Below are 13,399 nucleotides of genomic sequence, written 5' to 3' on the forward strand. Positions count from 1 at the left end.
CGTCTCATTCCCCGGTATGTCCGTCCCCGTCGGCTGCTTCGAGAATGCCGGGCAGTGCCTGGACGAACGCGTCCGCCTCGGCCTCGGAGAGCACGTACGGGGGCATGAGCCGTACGACGTCGGGGGCGGGCGCGTTGACCAGGAATCCGGCATCTTGGGCCGCCCGCTGCACCTGTGGTGCGAGCGGCCCGGTCAGCACGATACCCAGGAGAAGGCCCTCACCACGGACATGGGAGACGAGCGGGTGCCCGGTAGCCTCGATTCCGGAGCGCAGCCGCTCCCCGCGCGCCTTGACCTGGTCGAGCAAGCCCTCGGCGGCGATGGTGTCGATGACGGCGAGTCCGGCGGCGCAGGCGACGGGGTTCCCACCGAAGGTGGTGCCGTGCTGGCCGGGCTGGAGCAGGTCCGCGGCCGACCCGAAGGCGACCACCGCGCCGATCGGCAGTCCGCCGCCCAGACCCTTCGCGAGCGTGACGAGATCGGGCTCGACGCCTTCGTGGGCCTGGTGTTCGAACCAGTGGCCGCACCGCCCGATCCCGGTCTGCACCTCGTCGAGGACGAGCAGGGTGCCGGTGGCCCGGGTGATCTCCCGCGCGGCCGTCAGATAGCCGGCCGGCGGCACGACGACGCCGTTCTCACCCTGGATCGGCTCGATGACCACGAGCGCGGTCTCTTCGGTGACCGCGGCCCGCAGGGCCTCGACGTCGCCGTACGGGACGTGGGTGACCTCGCCCGGAAGCGGCAGGAAGGGGCCCTGCTTCTTCGGTTGGCCGGTGAGCGCGAGGGCGCCCATGGTCCGGCCGTGGAAGCCGCCGTCGGTGGCGACCATGTGCGTACGCCCGGTCAGCCGGCCGATCTTGAAGGCGGCCTCGACGGCCTCGGCACCGGAGTTGCAGAAGAAAACCCGTCCGGGGCGGCCGAACAACTGGAGCAGCCGCTCGCCCAGCGCGAGGACCGGCTCGGAGGCGTACAGGTTGGAGACGTGGCCGAGGGTGGAGATCTGCCGGGTCACGGCCTCGACGATCGCCGGGTGGGCGTGGCCGAGGGCGTTGACCGCGATGCCGCCGACGAAGTCGGTGTACTGCTTGCCGTCCGCGTCCCAGACCTGGGCGCCTTCGCCGCGTACGAGGGCCAGCGCGGGCGTGCCGTAGTTGTTGGTCAGCGCGCCCTGCCAGCGGGCGGCGTACCGCTGGTTGCCGCTCTCCTCGTCGTGCGTCACTGCGCTCCCCCTTGCCGTGCGTCCGGCACGACCATCGTGCCGATTCCCTCATCGGTGAAGATCTCCAGCAGGATCGAGTGCGGGACCCGCCCGTCGATCACCCTGGCCGTGCTCACGCCGCCGCGGACGGCGTGCAGGCAGCCCTCCATCTTGGGGACCATGCCGCTGGACAGCTCGGGCAGCAGCTTCTCCAGCTCGCCGACCGTCAGCCGGCTGATGACCTCGTCGCTGTTGGGCCAGTCCGCGTAGAGGCCCTCGACGTCCGTGAGGACCATCAGCGTCTCGGCGCCCAGCGCGGCGGCGAGCGCCGCGGCCGCCGTGTCGGCGTTGACGTTGTACACGTGGTGGTCGTCGGCACTGCGCGCGATGGAGGAGATGACCGGGATCCGACCGTCCGCCAGCAGCGCCTCGATCGCGCCCGTGTCGATGGCGGTGATCTCGCCGACCCGGCCGATGTCGACGAGCTCGCCGTCGATCTCCGGAGTGTGCCGGGTGGCCGTGATGGTGTGGGCGTCCTCGCCGGTCATGCCGACGGCGAGCGGTCCGTGCTCGTTGAGCAGCCCGACCAGCTCGCGCTGGACCTGGCCCGCCAGCACCATCCGTACGACGTCCATGGCCTCCGGGGTCGTGACGCGCAGGCCCGCCTTGAACTCGCTGACCAGACCCTGCTTGTCGAGCTGGGCGTTGATCTGGGGGCCGCCGCCGTGGACCACGACCGGCTTGAGGCCGGCCTGGCGCAGGAAGACGACGTCCTGAGCGAAGGCGGCCTTCAGGTCCTCGTCGATCATGGCGTTGCCGCCGAACTTGATGACGACGACCTTGCCGTTGTGGCGGGTGAGCCAGGGCAGCGCCTCGATGAGGATCTGCGCCTTGGGCAGCGCGGTGTGCTTGCGCGCGGTACCGGCGCCGGGCTGGCCGGCCTTCTCGTTGCTGGTCTGATCGCTCATGAGGAGTAGGCGCTGTTCTCGTGGACGTACTCGGCGGTCAGGTCGTTGGCCCAGATCACGGCGGACTCGGAGCCTGTGGCCAGGTCCGCGGTGATGTGGACCTCGCGGTCCTTCATGGAGACCAGGTCGCGGTCCTCGCCGACCGAGCCGTTCTTGCAGACCCAGACGCCGTTGATGGCCACGTTCAGCCGGTCCGGGTCGAACGCGGCCCGGGTGGTGCCGATCGCCGAGAGCACCCGGCCCCAGTTGGGGTCCTCACCGTGGATGGCGCACTTGAGCAGGTTGTTGCGGGCGATGGACCGGCCGACCTCGACCGCGTCCCCCTCGGTGAGGGCGCCGACGACCTCGATGCGGATGTCCTTGCTGGCTCCCTCGGCGTCGCCGATCAGCTGGCGGGCGAGATCGTCGCAGACGGTCCGGACGGCCTCCGCGAAGGCCTCGTACGCCGGCACCTGGCCGGAGGCACCGGAAGCGAGCAGCAGCACCGTGTCGTTGGTGGACATGCAGCCGTCGGAGTCGACCCGGTCGAAGGTGGTGCGGGTGGCGGCGCGCAGCGCCTTGTCGAGGGTGCCGCCGTCCACGTCGGCGTCGGTGGTGAGGACGACGAGCATCGTGGCCAGGCCCGGGGCGAGCATGCCCGCGCCCTTGGCCATGCCGCCGACGGTCCAGCCCCCCTGCGTCACCACGGCGGTCTTGTGCACGGTGTCGGTGGTCTTGATGGCGATGGCGGCGGCCTCGCCACCGTCCTCGGACAGGGCCTGCGTCGCGGTGTCGATGCCCGGCAGCAGTTTGTCCATGGGGAGCAGGACGCCGATCAGGCCGGTGGACGCGACGGCGACCTCACCGGCGTTGTGGTCACCGCCGAGGGCCTGCGCGACCTTCTCGGCGGTGGCGTGGGTGTCCTGGAAGCCCTTGGGGCCCGTGCAGGCGTTGGCGCCGCCGGAGTTGAGGACGACGGCGCTGACGACGGCGCCGCGCAGGACCTGCTCCGACCACAGGACGGGCGCGGCCTTGACGCGGTTGGAGGTGAAGACGCCCGCCGCGGCCAGCCGCGGCCCGTGGTTCACCACGAGGGCCAGGTCCGGGTTGCCGTTCGCCTTGATCCCCGCAGCGACACCCGCTGCGGTGAACCCCTGTGCTGCCGTGACGCTCACGGTGCGACTCCGATCGTGGAAAGACCCGTGGCCTCGGGAAGGCCGAGGGCGATGTTCATGCTCTGCACTGCGCCACCTGCGGTGCCCTTGGTGAGGTTGTCGATGGCGCTGATCGCGATGATGCGCTGTGCGGCCTCGTCGTACGCGACCTGGATCTGAACGGCGTTGGAACCGTAGACGGACGAGGTCGCCGGCCACTGGCCCGCGGGCAGCAGGTGGACGAAGGGCTCGTCCGCGTACGCCTTCTCGTACGCGGCGCGCACCGAGTCGGCGGTGGTGCCGGGGAGCGCCTTGGCCGAGCAGGTGGCCAGGATGCCGCGCGGCATCGGCACGAGGGTCGGCGTGAAGGAGACAGAGACCTTCTGCCCGGCGATCGGGCTCAGGTTCTGCACCATCTCGGGGATGTGCCGGTGCCCGCCGCCCACCCCGTACGGGCTGACGGAGCCCATGACCTCGGAGCCGAGCAGGTGCGGCTTCAGCGCCTTGCCGGCGCCGGAGGTGCCGGTGGCGGCGACGATCACGGCCTCCGGCTCGGCCAGCTGCGCGGCGTAGGCCGGGAACAGGGCGAGGGATACGGCGGTCGGGAAGCACCCGGGAACCGCGATGCGCTTGGACCCCTCCAGCGCGGCGCGGCCACCGGGCAGCTCGGGGAGCCCGTACGGCCAGGTGCCGGCGTGCGGGGCTCCGTAGAACGCGTCCCAGTCGGCGGCGTCCTTGAGTCGGTGGTCGGCGCCCATGTCGACGACGAGGACGTCCTCGCCGAGCTGGGCGGCGACGGCGGCGGACTGCCCGTGGGGCAGCGCCAAGAAGACGACGTCGTGCCGACGGCCCTGGCCTGCGAGGACCTCGGGCGTGGTCGCCTCCAGGGTCCGGCCGGCGAGCGGCACCAGGTGCGGCTGGAGGGTGCCGAAGAGCTGTCCGGCGTTGGAGTTGCCGGTCAGCGCGCCGATCTCCACCTCGGGGTGGGAGAGCAGCAGACGCAGGACCTCTCCGCCCGCGTACCCGCTCGCTCCGGCCACCGCTACACGTACCACCATCGGACCCTCCTCCTCGATGGCATGACTATACGTACCGCCGCAGTTTTATGCAAAGCGCTCGCGGTGATCTGAATGGAGCAGGCTCAGTGGTGCCCGGGGCCGCGGCGGCCGAGGGTGGGTGGGGGCTCCGCCGACGCCGGTACCCGCCGGCCCGCCCGGCTCGCTGAGAGGTAGGACTGCGCCGTGCACGCTTCTTCCGGGGATGCCGAGGCCGTCGTCGCCGAGGCCAACGAGGCCGCGCTGCGGCGCACGGCGTTCGACGACACCCGCGACCTGGAGAACGAGCGCCGCGGGTTCCTCGGAACGGTCGCGGAGGCCGCCATCCGGGACGCGGACGGCCGCGTGGTGTGGGACCTGGGCGCCTACCGCTTCCTGGACGAGGACTGTCCGCCCACCGCCCATCCCAGCCTGTGGCGCCAGAGCAGGCTGGTCGCGGGGCACGGGCTGTTCGAGGTCGTCCCGGGGATCTACCAGGTGCGCGGGTTCGACCTGTCGAACATGACCCTGGTGGAGGGCGAGCGCGGCATCCTGGTCATCGATCCGCTGGTCTCGACGGAAACCGCCGCCGCCGCACTCGCGCTGTACCGCCGCCACCGCGGGGAGCGCCCCGTCACCGGCGTGCTCTACACGCACAGCCACGTCGACCACTTCGGCGGCGTCAAGGGCGTGGTCGGCCCCGAGGAGGTCGCGGCCGGGGTGCCGGTGATCGCGCCGGCGGGGTTCCTGGAGCACGCCGTCAGCGAGAACGTCTACGCCGGCACCGCCATGAGCCGCCGCGCCGCGTACATGTACGGCGCGGCCCTGCCCAAAGGTCCGCGCGGGCAGATCGGCTCGGGGCTGGGCACCACCACGTCGGCGGGCACCGTCACCCTCGTCCCGCCGTCGCTCGACATCACGCGCACCGGACAGAGCGAGACCGTGGACGGCATCCGGATGGTCTTCCAGATGACCCCGGGGACCGAGGCGCCGGCCGAGCTCAACGTCCACTTCCCGGACCACGCGGCCCTGTGCACCGCGGAGAACGCCACCCACACCCTGCACAACCTGCTCACCCTGCGTGGAGCCCAGGTCCGCGACCCCCACGACTGGGCCCACTACCTGACCGAGGCCGTCCAGCTCTTCGGCGCCGCCACCGACGTCGTGTTCGCCTCGCACCACTGGCCGGTCTGGGGCCGCGAGAACGCCCTCGCCTTCCTTTCCGAGCAGCGCGACCTGTACGCCTACCTGCACGACCAGACGCTTCGGATGCTCAACCAGGGACTCACCGGTCTGGAGATCGCCGAGCAGATGCGGCTGCCGCCGACGCTGGAGCGCGCCTGGCACACCCACGGCTACTACGGCTCCGTCAGCCACAACGCCAAGGCCGTCTACCAGCGGTACATGGGCTGGTTCGACGGCAACCCGGCCCACCTGTGGGCCCACCCGCCCGTCGAGGCAGCCACCCGGTACGTCGATTTCATGGGCGGCGCCGAGGAGGTGCTGCGGCGCGCCCACCAGTCCTACGCGCAGGGCGACTTCCGCTGGGTCGCCGAGGTCGTCCACCACGTCCTGTTCGCCGACCCCGCCAACGCCGAGGCCCGAGCCCTCCAGGCGGACGCCCTGGAGCAGCTCGGCTACGGCAGCGAGAACGGCACCTGGCGCAACTTCTACCTCACCGGCGCCCTCGAACTGCGCGAAGGCTCCGTCGGAACCCCCGCCAGCAGCGTCTCCGAGGACATCCTGGGCGCCCTGACGCTGGAGCAGCTCTTCGACTCCCTGGCCATCCGTGTCGACGGCCCGCGCAGCTGGGACGCCGACGTCACCGTCCGATGGCGCCTCGTCGACGGCGGTGACCCCCTCACCCTGCGCCTGAGGAACGGCGTGCTCACGCACGTGCGGGGCCTCGGGCCGGCCGCCGCGGAACCCGATGTCGAGATCACCCTGGACGAGCCCGCGCTGCGCAGCCTCCTGCTGGGCCGGGCCGGCCTCGGGGAACTGGTCGCCGAGGGCCGCGCCCGGGTCAGCGGCGACCCGGCCCGGCTCGCGGAGCTGACCGGCCACCTCGACGAACCCGACCCCGGCTTCGCGATCGTCACGCCCTGACCGGTGCCGGGACTACGCCGGGTCCGTGGACGGGCGGTCCAGCGCGTGGCGGACCCAGACGTTCGGCTCCACGTACACCGCGTAGCCCTGTTCGAGCTCGCAGCGGACCGGGGCCAGGGCCCCCGGCACCCGGACCGGGCCGGTCGCGTCGAAGGGCAGCCCGGTCCACTCCCGCCACTGCGCGAGCGAGCCGGTGATCGTCATCGACAGCGGGGCCACCGAGTCGATCACCGCCCCGGCGCGGGCGTGGACCCGTAGCCACGGGTCGTACGGGAGGCCGTCCTCGCGCGTGCGGTACGCGTACTCCTCGATCGGGGTGTCCGGTTCGGCCGGCTTGCCGCTCGGCCGGACGGGGGCCACCACCTCGGCGAACCCGCGGGCGCGTGCGTTGTCCCGCATCGCGGCCAGCATCAGCGCGGACAGGCCCTCGCCCAGCCGGTCGGTGGCGATGGTGATCTCGATGGCGCTCACCGTGTCGGGGGCCACGCCGAGCCTCAGGTCGGAGAAGGCCCACATGAGGACCTGGTCCCAGCCCCGGGCGGGCAGCTGCCCGCCGCGCCCCCGGGCGTGCAGCGCGAACGGCACGCTGTACCCGCGGCCGACCACCGCGTCGCCGTCCGTCGCGATCAGGACGTAGTCGGCCAGCTCCTTGGTCATCCGCGGGTAGAGGAGCCAGGCGATCGAGTCGTGCTGGGCGAACTCGGGCCAGGAGTCCTTCATGTCCCAGAGCCGGTCGGCCAGTTCGGGGCGCTGCGCGAGGGTGGTGATCGTTATGCCGTTCATGCCCGCAGGCTAGGCGGGTGCGCGGGTACGGCTCCACCCGATTTAGGCGGGTGCCTGGAGGGAGAGGTGCCAGTCGCCGGAACGGCCCGTCAGGGTGATCGTGGACAGCGGGCGGACGTCGACGTTCCAGTACGTCAGCGGAGCCGCTCTCAGCGCGTACACCAGGGCCGCCCGGACCACCGACGGCTCCGCCACCGCCACGATCGCGGCCCCGTCGTCGGCGGGCCGGGTGTCCAGCCAGCCGCCGATGCGGGAGATGAAGGCCAGTAGGGATTCCCCGCCGTGCGGCGCGGAGAGGGGGTCGGTGAGCCAGAGGTCCACCGACCCCGGCTCGCGCTGCGCCACCTCGGCCAGGGTCAGCCCCCGCCAGCGGCCCATGTCGCAGTCACGCAGCGCCGGCTGGGCGAGCGGCGCGTACCCGAGGGCCTGGCCGGTGGCCCGGCTGCGCGGGCTGGGCGAGCAGTAGCGGAGCTCGGCGGCGCCCAGGGGCACGAGTCCGTGCGCGGCGGATTCGACCGCGCGCCAGCCCGCCCCGTCGAGCGGGCGGTCGTCGTCGAAGCGCTCGGCGAGCAGCGCGGAACCACGGGCTGCGGCGACGAGCGAAACCCGAACATTCATGCGGCGATGGTGGGCCGCTTACCGCACGGGGTCAAGCGTCCGGACCGGCGGCGTCGGCGGCGCCCCCGCCGGTCCCGCTGCGCAGTCGCCGGACGGCCTCGTTCAGCTCGCCCGCGCCGGATACCCCGGCGAAGCTGACCCGTACGTACGGACCCGGTGGTTCCGCGCAGAAGTACGGGCGGCCCGGGGCGACCGCGACACCGGCGCGCAGGGCCGCCGCCGCGAAGGCGGCGTCGTCGCCGCCCTCGGCCATCCGCGCCCACAACTGGTATCCGCCCGAGGGCAGATGGGGCAGGGTCAGCCCGGGCAGCTCCCGGCGCAGCGCTCCCGCGAGCACGTCCCGGCGGTGGCGCAGCTCGGCGGCGACGGTCCGCAGGTGGCGGGGCCAGGCGGGCGCGCCGACCAGCTCCAGGGCGGCTTCCTGGAGCGGCCGGGACACGAAGAAGCTGTCCACGACCTGGATGGCCCGCAGCCGGTCCAGTACCGGGCCGCGGGCGGCGAGCGCGCCCACCCGCAGGCTGGGCGAGGTGGCCTTGGTCAGGGACCGTACGTGGACGACCACCCCGTCGTGGTCCTCGGCGGCCAGCGTCGGCGGCAGCGGCCCGGCGTCGTCGTGGCCCAGCGCCCGGGCGTAGTCGTCCTCCACCACGAAGGCCCCGGCGGCCCGCGCGATCCGCAGCACCTCGGCCCGCCGTGCCGGCGCCAGCACCGCGCCGGTCGGGTTCTGGAACAGCGGCTGGCACACGAACACCCGTGCCCCGGTCGCTTCGAAGGCGGCGGCCAGCAGCTCCGGCCGCACCCCCTCGGCATCGACGGGGACGGGCACCGGACGGCATCCGGAGGCGCGGGCGATGGCCAGCAGCCCGGGGTAGGTCGGGGACTCGACCAGGACCGGCGCCCCGGGCGGGGCCAGCGCGCGCAGGGCGGTGGTGAGCGCGCTCTGCCCGCCCGCGGTGACCAGTACGTCGGCGGCCGCGACGGCTCCGCCGATCTCCCGGGCGAACCAGTCGCGCAGCTCGGGCAGCCCCTCCGTCGGCGGGCGTTCCCAGGCCCCGGGGCGCCGCCCGGCCCGGGCCAGCGCGGCGGCCATGGCCCGCTCGGGCTGGATGGAGGGGTGCAGGTAGCCGCTGTTGAGCCCGATCACCCCGGAGGGCGGTGCGGCCAGACAGGCCAGCACCCCGGAGGCGTCCACGGAACGCGGCACCACGTCCCCGGCTCCCTCCGCGCTGAGGGCGACCTCCTGCCAGGAGGTGTCCCCGGGCGCGGGGTCCGCCGTACGCGGCCGGGCCCGGAACGCCCCGGCGCCCGGCCGGGTGACGACCAGCCCCTCGGCGGCGAGCTGCGCGAGGGCGCGGGAGACGGTGACGGGGCTGACGCGGTAGCGCTCCACCAGGGCCCGGCTCGACGGGAGCTTTCCACCCACCGAGTAGCGGTTGAGTTCCGACCGCAGGGACTGTGCCAGTTCTGCCACACTGCTACGCTCATACATGACAGCACAGAATAGCGCTACTCTCCACCCCACGATAGCGGTCGAGGGTACGGCCCGCCGGGTCGGCGGCGGTACCGCGCTCGCCTCGCTCGGCGTGATCGCCTTCTCCCTGACGTTCCCCGCCACCGCCTGGGGTCTGGAGAGCTTCGGCCCCTGGTCCTTCGTCGCGGCGCGCAGCGTCCTGGCTGCGCTGATCGCGGGCGGCTTCCTGCTGGCCGGGCGGGCGCCGCTGCCCGCCCGCGCACACTGGGCGGGCATCGCCGTCGTCGCCGCCGGGGTGGTCGTCGGCTTCCCCCTGCTCACCACCCTGGCGCTGACCACCTCCACCACCTCGCACGCCGCCGTCGTCGTCGGCCTGCTCCCGCTCACCACGGCCGCCGTCTCCGCGCTGCGCACCGGCGCCCGCCCCTCGCGCCGCTTCTGGGTCGCGGCCGTCGCCGGGGCCGCCGTCGTGCTCGGTTTCACCCTGGCCCAGAGCGGGGGCGCCCTCTCGGTCGGCGACGGCTACCTGTTCGGGGCCCTGCTGGTCTGTGCGGCCGGCTACACCGAGGGCGGGCGCCTGGCCCGCGTCATGCCCGGCTGGCACGTCATCGGCTGGGCTCTGGTGCTGTGCCTGCCGCTCAGCGCGGCCGGCTCCGCGCTCGGGCTCGCGTACGAGCCGGTGCACCTGACCGGCCACGGGCTGACCGGTCTGCTCTGGACGGCCGCCGGCTCCACCTTCCTCGGTCTCTACGTCTGGTACCGGGGCATGGCGGAGATCGGCGCACCGCGGGCCAGCCAGCTCCAGCTCGCCCAGCCGCTGCTGACCCTGGTCTGGTCGGTGGCACTGCTGGGCGAGCACCTCTCCCCCGCCGCCCCGGCCGCGGCCTGCGCGGTACTGCTCTGCATCGCCGTCACTCAGCGGGTCTAATCACCATGAACCGCCGTAAACTGCTGTCACCGGATCCAGACCGCCTCCGAGGAGGTCAGCATGCGCGCGACCGAGGGCGACCAGCTGGTGCAGCACGGCAGGATCGTGGGCCAGCACGACAAGGTCGGTGAAATCACTCAGGTACTCGGCGAGAACGGCACCCCTCCCTACCGGGTCCGCTTCTCCGACGGTCACGAGGCAGTCATGTCCCCGGGCCCCGACTGCGTCGTGAAGCACCCGACGGAGCCCACGCACTGACGCGACGCGGCCTCAGCGCGGCGGCACCGCCGTCGGATAATGGTCGGCAACGACCCTGGCCATCGCCCCATTGGGGTCCGCGACCACCTGCATCGCCGAGAAGTAGACGTGGCCGCGGACCTCGGGGTATCCACGGGCGAAGGTCAGGTGCTTGGACAGCTCCGCCGGATCGCGCCACGCCGCGGTGGAGCTCTTCGCGTCGCAGCGGTACAGCGCCTCACCCACGTAGAGGTCCACACCGGTACCGGCGACGGTCTTCGCCCACCAGGGCACGATCTTCGCGTAATCGGCGGTCGGGTGGCCGATCTGCCAGTACGCCTGCGGCACGATGTAGTCGATCCAGCCCTCCCGGACCCACTTGCGGGTGTCCGCGTACAGGTCGTCGTACGTTTCCACCCCCGCCTGCGTGGGCGAACCCAGCGGGTCCCGGTCACTGTTGCGCCACACCGCGAAGGGACTGATGCCGAACCGCGCCGCCGGGCGGACCGACCGGATCCGTTCGGACATCTCACGGACCAGGGTGTCGGTGTTGTCGCGCCGCCAGTCCGCGCGGGACGAGAAGGCGCCGCCGTGGCGCTCGAACGCGTCGTCGTCGTCGAAGTACTGCCCCTCGGCGGGGTACGGGTAGAAGTAGTCGTCCCAGTGCACCCCGTCCACCTCGTAGCGGGAGACGGCGTCGAGCATCGCCTCCTGCACGAACGCGCGCACCTCCGGCAGACCGGGGTTGTAGTACAGCTTCCCGTTGTACGGGACCGTCCAGTCGGGATTGCGCCGCGCCGGGTGGTCCTCGGCCAGGCGGTCGGGGTCGGTGTGGTTGGCCACCCGGTACGGGTTGAACCAGGCGTGCAGTTCCAACCCCCGGGCATGGGCTTCGTCGACCGCAGTGCCGAGCGGGTCCCAGCCGGGGTCCTCGCCCTGCTCCCCGGTCAGCCACTGCGACCAGGGCTCCCGGGCACCGGGCCACATCGAGTCGGCGGCCGGCCGGACCTGAAGGACCACCGCGTTCAGACGGCGGGCTACGGCGGTGTCGAGGAGGCTGGTGAGCTCGTCCCGCTGGTCCTCGGCGCCCAGCCCGCTCTCGGAGGGCCAGTCGACGTTCTCCACGGAGGCGATCCACATCGCACGGAACTCGGCGGCCGCCGCCCGCGTCGCCCCGCGCCCACGCGCCGTCCGCGCCGCCCGGGCCGGGCCCGCGGCACCCGCCGCGGCCAGCAGCCCGGCGGCCCCCGCCAGCAGTTTCCGCCGTCCGATGTACGTCATGTGACGACTCCGTTCCGTTGCGTGACATTCCCCTGCGTTTGACAGCATGCCCGCCCCGACCCCCCGGCAAGGTCAAGGTCGGGGGTAACGTCGTGGGGCGTGGCGGGCGCCGAAATGCAGTTACCACTGCGAAGCACGGGGGACCCGCCGACGGATGAGCAGCGAAAGGCACGAAGTGACTGACCTCCCTTCCGACATCACACGGGTCGGCGTAGTGGGCTGTGGCCAGATGGGTGCGGGCATCGCCGAGGTGTGCGCGCGCAGCGGCCTTGAGGTGAAGGTCGCCGAGACCACCGGCGAGGCCCTGGAGATCGGGCGCACCCGGCTGCACAACTCCCTGACCAAGGCCGCGGAACGCGGCAAGATCAGCGAGGAGGAGCGGGACGCCACCCTGGCCCGCCTCAGCTTCACCACCGATCTCGGCGAGTTCGCCGACCGCGACCTCGTCATCGAGGCCGTCGTCGAGAACGAGCAGGTCAAGACGGAGATCTTCCAGGTCCTCGACCAGGTGATCACCCGCCCGGACGCGATCCTCGCCTCCAACACCTCCTCCATCCCGCTGGTCAAGCTGGCCGTCACGACCTCGCGGCCCGACCAGGTCATCGGCATCCACTTCTTCAACCCGGCCCCCGTGCAGCAGCTCGTCGAGCTGATCCCGGCGCTGACCACCGGCGAAGAGACGATCAAGCGGGCGGAAGCCCTGGTGGCCAAGGTCCTGGGCAAGCACGCGATCCGCGCCCAGGACCGGTCCGGCTTCGTCGTCAACGCGCTCCTGGTCCCGTACCTGCTGTCCGCGATCCGGATGTTCGAGTCGGGCATCGCCAGCCGCGAGGACATCGACAACGGCATGGAGCTGGGCTGCGCCCACCCGATGGGCCCGCTCAAGCTGTCCGACCTGATCGGCCTCGACACCATCGCCTCGATCGCCGATTCGATGTACGCCGAGTACAAGGAGCCCCTGTACGCCGCTCCCCCGCTGCTCCAGCGGATGGTCGACGCGGGCCGCCTCGGCCGCAAGACCGGCTCGGGCTTCTACCCGTACGGCTGACCCGCGACCCCGCGGCCCACGCTCCGCGGCTCGCGCCCCGTGGTCAGCCGAGCCGCAGATGGTGCAGGAGCAACAGCCCGGCCGCCATGTTGGCGGCCGGGACCTCGCCGCGCGCGATCATGTCCGGCACCAGTTTGAGCGGCACCCACTCGCGGCGCGAGGACTCGAAGTCGTCCTCCGGGTGCCCGGTGTACGTCGCCCCGTCCGCCCAGTAGAGGTGGTGGCGGGCGTCGGTCAGCCCGTTCGCCGGCTCGACGGTCATCAGGTGGTGGAGGGGACCGGGCCGCCAGCCCGATTCCTCCTCCATCTCCCGGGCCGCGGCGTCCGCGATGTCCTCGCCGTCCTCGACCACGCCCGCGGGCAGCTCCCAACCCCAGCTGTCGGTGATGAACCGGTGCCGCCACAGCAGCAGCACCTCGTTGGCCTCGTTGACGGCCGTGGCGACGGCGACCGGCCGCAGCCGGATCACGAAGTGGTCCAGGTGCCGCCCGTCGGGGAGTTCCACATCGGCGAGGTTCACTTCGAACCAGCGGTTCTTGTAAACGGTCTGCTCACTCAGATTCGTCCACTGCACGGTTGTGCCACCTTCCGTTC

General features: G+C 72.5%; 13 protein-coding genes. 4 read left to right on the forward strand and 9 right to left on the reverse strand.

Going from position 1 to position 13,399, the window contains the following annotated elements:
• Nucleotides 1–4: 4 nt before the first annotated feature.
• The 4 genes from OHA65_RS08890 to argC are packed head-to-tail and all read right to left on the reverse strand — an operon-like array spanning nt 5 to nt 4,357.
• Nucleotides 5–1,219, reverse strand: a complete 1,215-nt coding sequence (locus OHA65_RS08890; protein ID WP_327282587.1) for an acetylornithine transaminase — start codon at nt 1,217–1,219, stop codon at nt 5–7.
• Nucleotides 1,216–2,166, reverse strand: a complete 951-nt coding sequence (gene argB, locus OHA65_RS08895; protein ID WP_327282588.1) for an acetylglutamate kinase — start codon at nt 2,164–2,166, stop codon at nt 1,216–1,218. Before argB ends, OHA65_RS08890 begins: the two co-directional genes overlap by 4 nt.
• Nucleotides 2,163–3,320 (reverse strand): bifunctional glutamate N-acetyltransferase/amino-acid acetyltransferase ArgJ, encoded by a 1,158-nt coding sequence (argJ, locus tag OHA65_RS08900; protein ID WP_327282589.1) that lies wholly within the window; start codon nt 3,318–3,320, stop codon nt 2,163–2,165. Before argJ ends, argB begins: the two co-directional genes overlap by 4 nt.
• Entirely contained in the window at nt 3,317–4,357 is a 1,041-nt protein-coding gene (argC, locus tag OHA65_RS08905; RefSeq protein ID WP_327282590.1) for an N-acetyl-gamma-glutamyl-phosphate reductase, read from the reverse strand. The genes argJ and argC overlap by 4 nt, the downstream gene beginning before the upstream one ends.
• A gap of 183 nt (nt 4,358–4,540) precedes the next feature.
• Here argC and OHA65_RS08910 point away from each other — a divergent pair, with 183 nt between their 5' ends.
• The gene (locus OHA65_RS08910; protein ID WP_371646353.1) at nt 4,541–6,439 is read left to right on the forward strand and encodes an alkyl/aryl-sulfatase; all 1,899 of its coding nucleotides are present in this window, start codon (nt 4,541–4,543) and stop codon (nt 6,437–6,439) included.
• Between the two features lie 12 nt (nt 6,440–6,451).
• On the opposite strand, the gene OHA65_RS08915 is transcribed toward OHA65_RS08910, so the two are convergent.
• From OHA65_RS08915 to OHA65_RS08925, 3 genes are read right to left on the reverse strand one after another with little or no spacing between them, the layout of a single operon-like run.
• Nucleotides 6,452–7,222 (reverse strand): N-acetyltransferase, encoded by a 771-nt coding sequence (locus OHA65_RS08915; protein ID WP_327282591.1) that lies wholly within the window; start codon nt 7,220–7,222, stop codon nt 6,452–6,454.
• A 42-nt stretch (nt 7,223–7,264) separates the two neighbouring features.
• Nucleotides 7,265–7,840: a histidine phosphatase family protein gene (locus tag OHA65_RS08920; protein WP_327282592.1), complete on the reverse strand. Its 576-nt coding sequence runs from the start codon at nt 7,838–7,840 to the stop codon at nt 7,265–7,267.
• A gap of 31 nt (nt 7,841–7,871) precedes the next feature.
• Nucleotides 7,872–9,329: a PLP-dependent aminotransferase family protein gene (locus OHA65_RS08925; protein WP_329313054.1), complete on the reverse strand. Its 1,458-nt coding sequence runs from the start codon at nt 9,327–9,329 to the stop codon at nt 7,872–7,874.
• On the opposite strand from OHA65_RS08925, the gene OHA65_RS08930 reads away from it, so the two are divergent.
• Together OHA65_RS08930 and OHA65_RS08935 are read left to right on the forward strand one after the other, a co-directional pair.
• Nucleotides 9,328–10,239, forward strand: a complete 912-nt coding sequence (locus OHA65_RS08930) for a DMT family transporter (RefSeq protein WP_327282594.1) — start codon at nt 9,328–9,330, stop codon at nt 10,237–10,239. The two genes, OHA65_RS08925 and OHA65_RS08930, sit on opposite strands and share 2 nt — an antisense overlap.
• Before the next feature lie 60 nt (nt 10,240–10,299).
• Entirely contained in the window at nt 10,300–10,497 is a 198-nt protein-coding gene (locus tag OHA65_RS08935; protein ID WP_030294415.1) for a DUF1918 domain-containing protein, read from the forward strand.
• A gap of 12 nt (nt 10,498–10,509) precedes the next feature.
• On the opposite strand, the gene OHA65_RS08940 is transcribed toward OHA65_RS08935, so the two are convergent.
• Nucleotides 10,510–11,757 carry a family 10 glycosylhydrolase gene (locus OHA65_RS08940; RefSeq protein WP_327282595.1) on the reverse strand — a complete coding sequence of 416 codons (1,248 nt, stop codon included), beginning with the start codon at nt 11,755–11,757 and terminating at the stop codon, nt 10,510–10,512.
• A 154-nt stretch (nt 11,758–11,911) separates the two neighbouring features.
• Here OHA65_RS08940 and OHA65_RS08945 point away from each other — a divergent pair, with 154 nt between their 5' ends.
• Nucleotides 11,912–12,805 carry a 3-hydroxybutyryl-CoA dehydrogenase gene (locus tag OHA65_RS08945; RefSeq protein ID WP_327282596.1) on the forward strand — a complete coding sequence of 298 codons (894 nt, stop codon included), beginning with the start codon at nt 11,912–11,914 and terminating at the stop codon, nt 12,803–12,805.
• A 43-nt stretch (nt 12,806–12,848) separates the two neighbouring features.
• Here the strand turns inward: OHA65_RS08945 and OHA65_RS08950 are convergent, their stop codons facing one another.
• Nucleotides 12,849–13,379 carry an NUDIX hydrolase gene (locus OHA65_RS08950; RefSeq protein ID WP_328762215.1) on the reverse strand — a complete coding sequence of 177 codons (531 nt, stop codon included), beginning with the start codon at nt 13,377–13,379 and terminating at the stop codon, nt 12,849–12,851.
• Nucleotides 13,380–13,399 lie beyond the last annotated feature (20 nt).

Source organism: Streptomyces sp. NBC_00045 (genome assembly GCF_045041095.1).
GTDB lineage: Bacteria > Actinomycetota > Actinomycetes > Streptomycetales > Streptomycetaceae > Streptomyces.

Excerpts from the sequence above, each read along its gene's own strand:
- argB (WP_327282588.1), bottom strand. The coding sequence starts at position 2,166 with ATGAGCGATCAGACCAGCAACGAGAAGGCCGGCCAGCCCGGCGCCGGT.
- argC (WP_327282590.1), bottom strand. The coding sequence starts at position 4,357 with ATGGTGGTACGTGTAGCGGTGGCCGGAGCGAGCGGGTACGCGGGCGGA.
- OHA65_RS08915 (WP_327282591.1), bottom strand. The coding sequence starts at position 7,222 with ATGAACGGCATAACGATCACCACCCTCGCGCAGCGCCCCGAACTGGCC.
- OHA65_RS08920 (WP_327282592.1), bottom strand. The coding sequence starts at position 7,840 with ATGAATGTTCGGGTTTCGCTCGTCGCCGCAGCCCGTGGTTCCGCGCTG.
- OHA65_RS08930 (WP_327282594.1), top strand. The coding sequence starts at position 9,328 with ATGACAGCACAGAATAGCGCTACTCTCCACCCCACGATAGCGGTCGAG.
- OHA65_RS08925 (WP_329313054.1), bottom strand. The coding sequence starts at position 9,329 with ATGTATGAGCGTAGCAGTGTGGCAGAACTGGCACAGTCCCTGCGGTCG.
- OHA65_RS08935 (WP_030294415.1), top strand. The coding sequence starts at position 10,300 with ATGCGCGCGACCGAGGGCGACCAGCTGGTGCAGCACGGCAGGATCGTG.
- OHA65_RS08940 (WP_327282595.1), bottom strand. The coding sequence starts at position 11,757 with ATGACGTACATCGGACGGCGGAAACTGCTGGCGGGGGCCGCCGGGCTG.
- OHA65_RS08945 (WP_327282596.1), top strand. The coding sequence starts at position 11,912 with ATGAGCAGCGAAAGGCACGAAGTGACTGACCTCCCTTCCGACATCACA.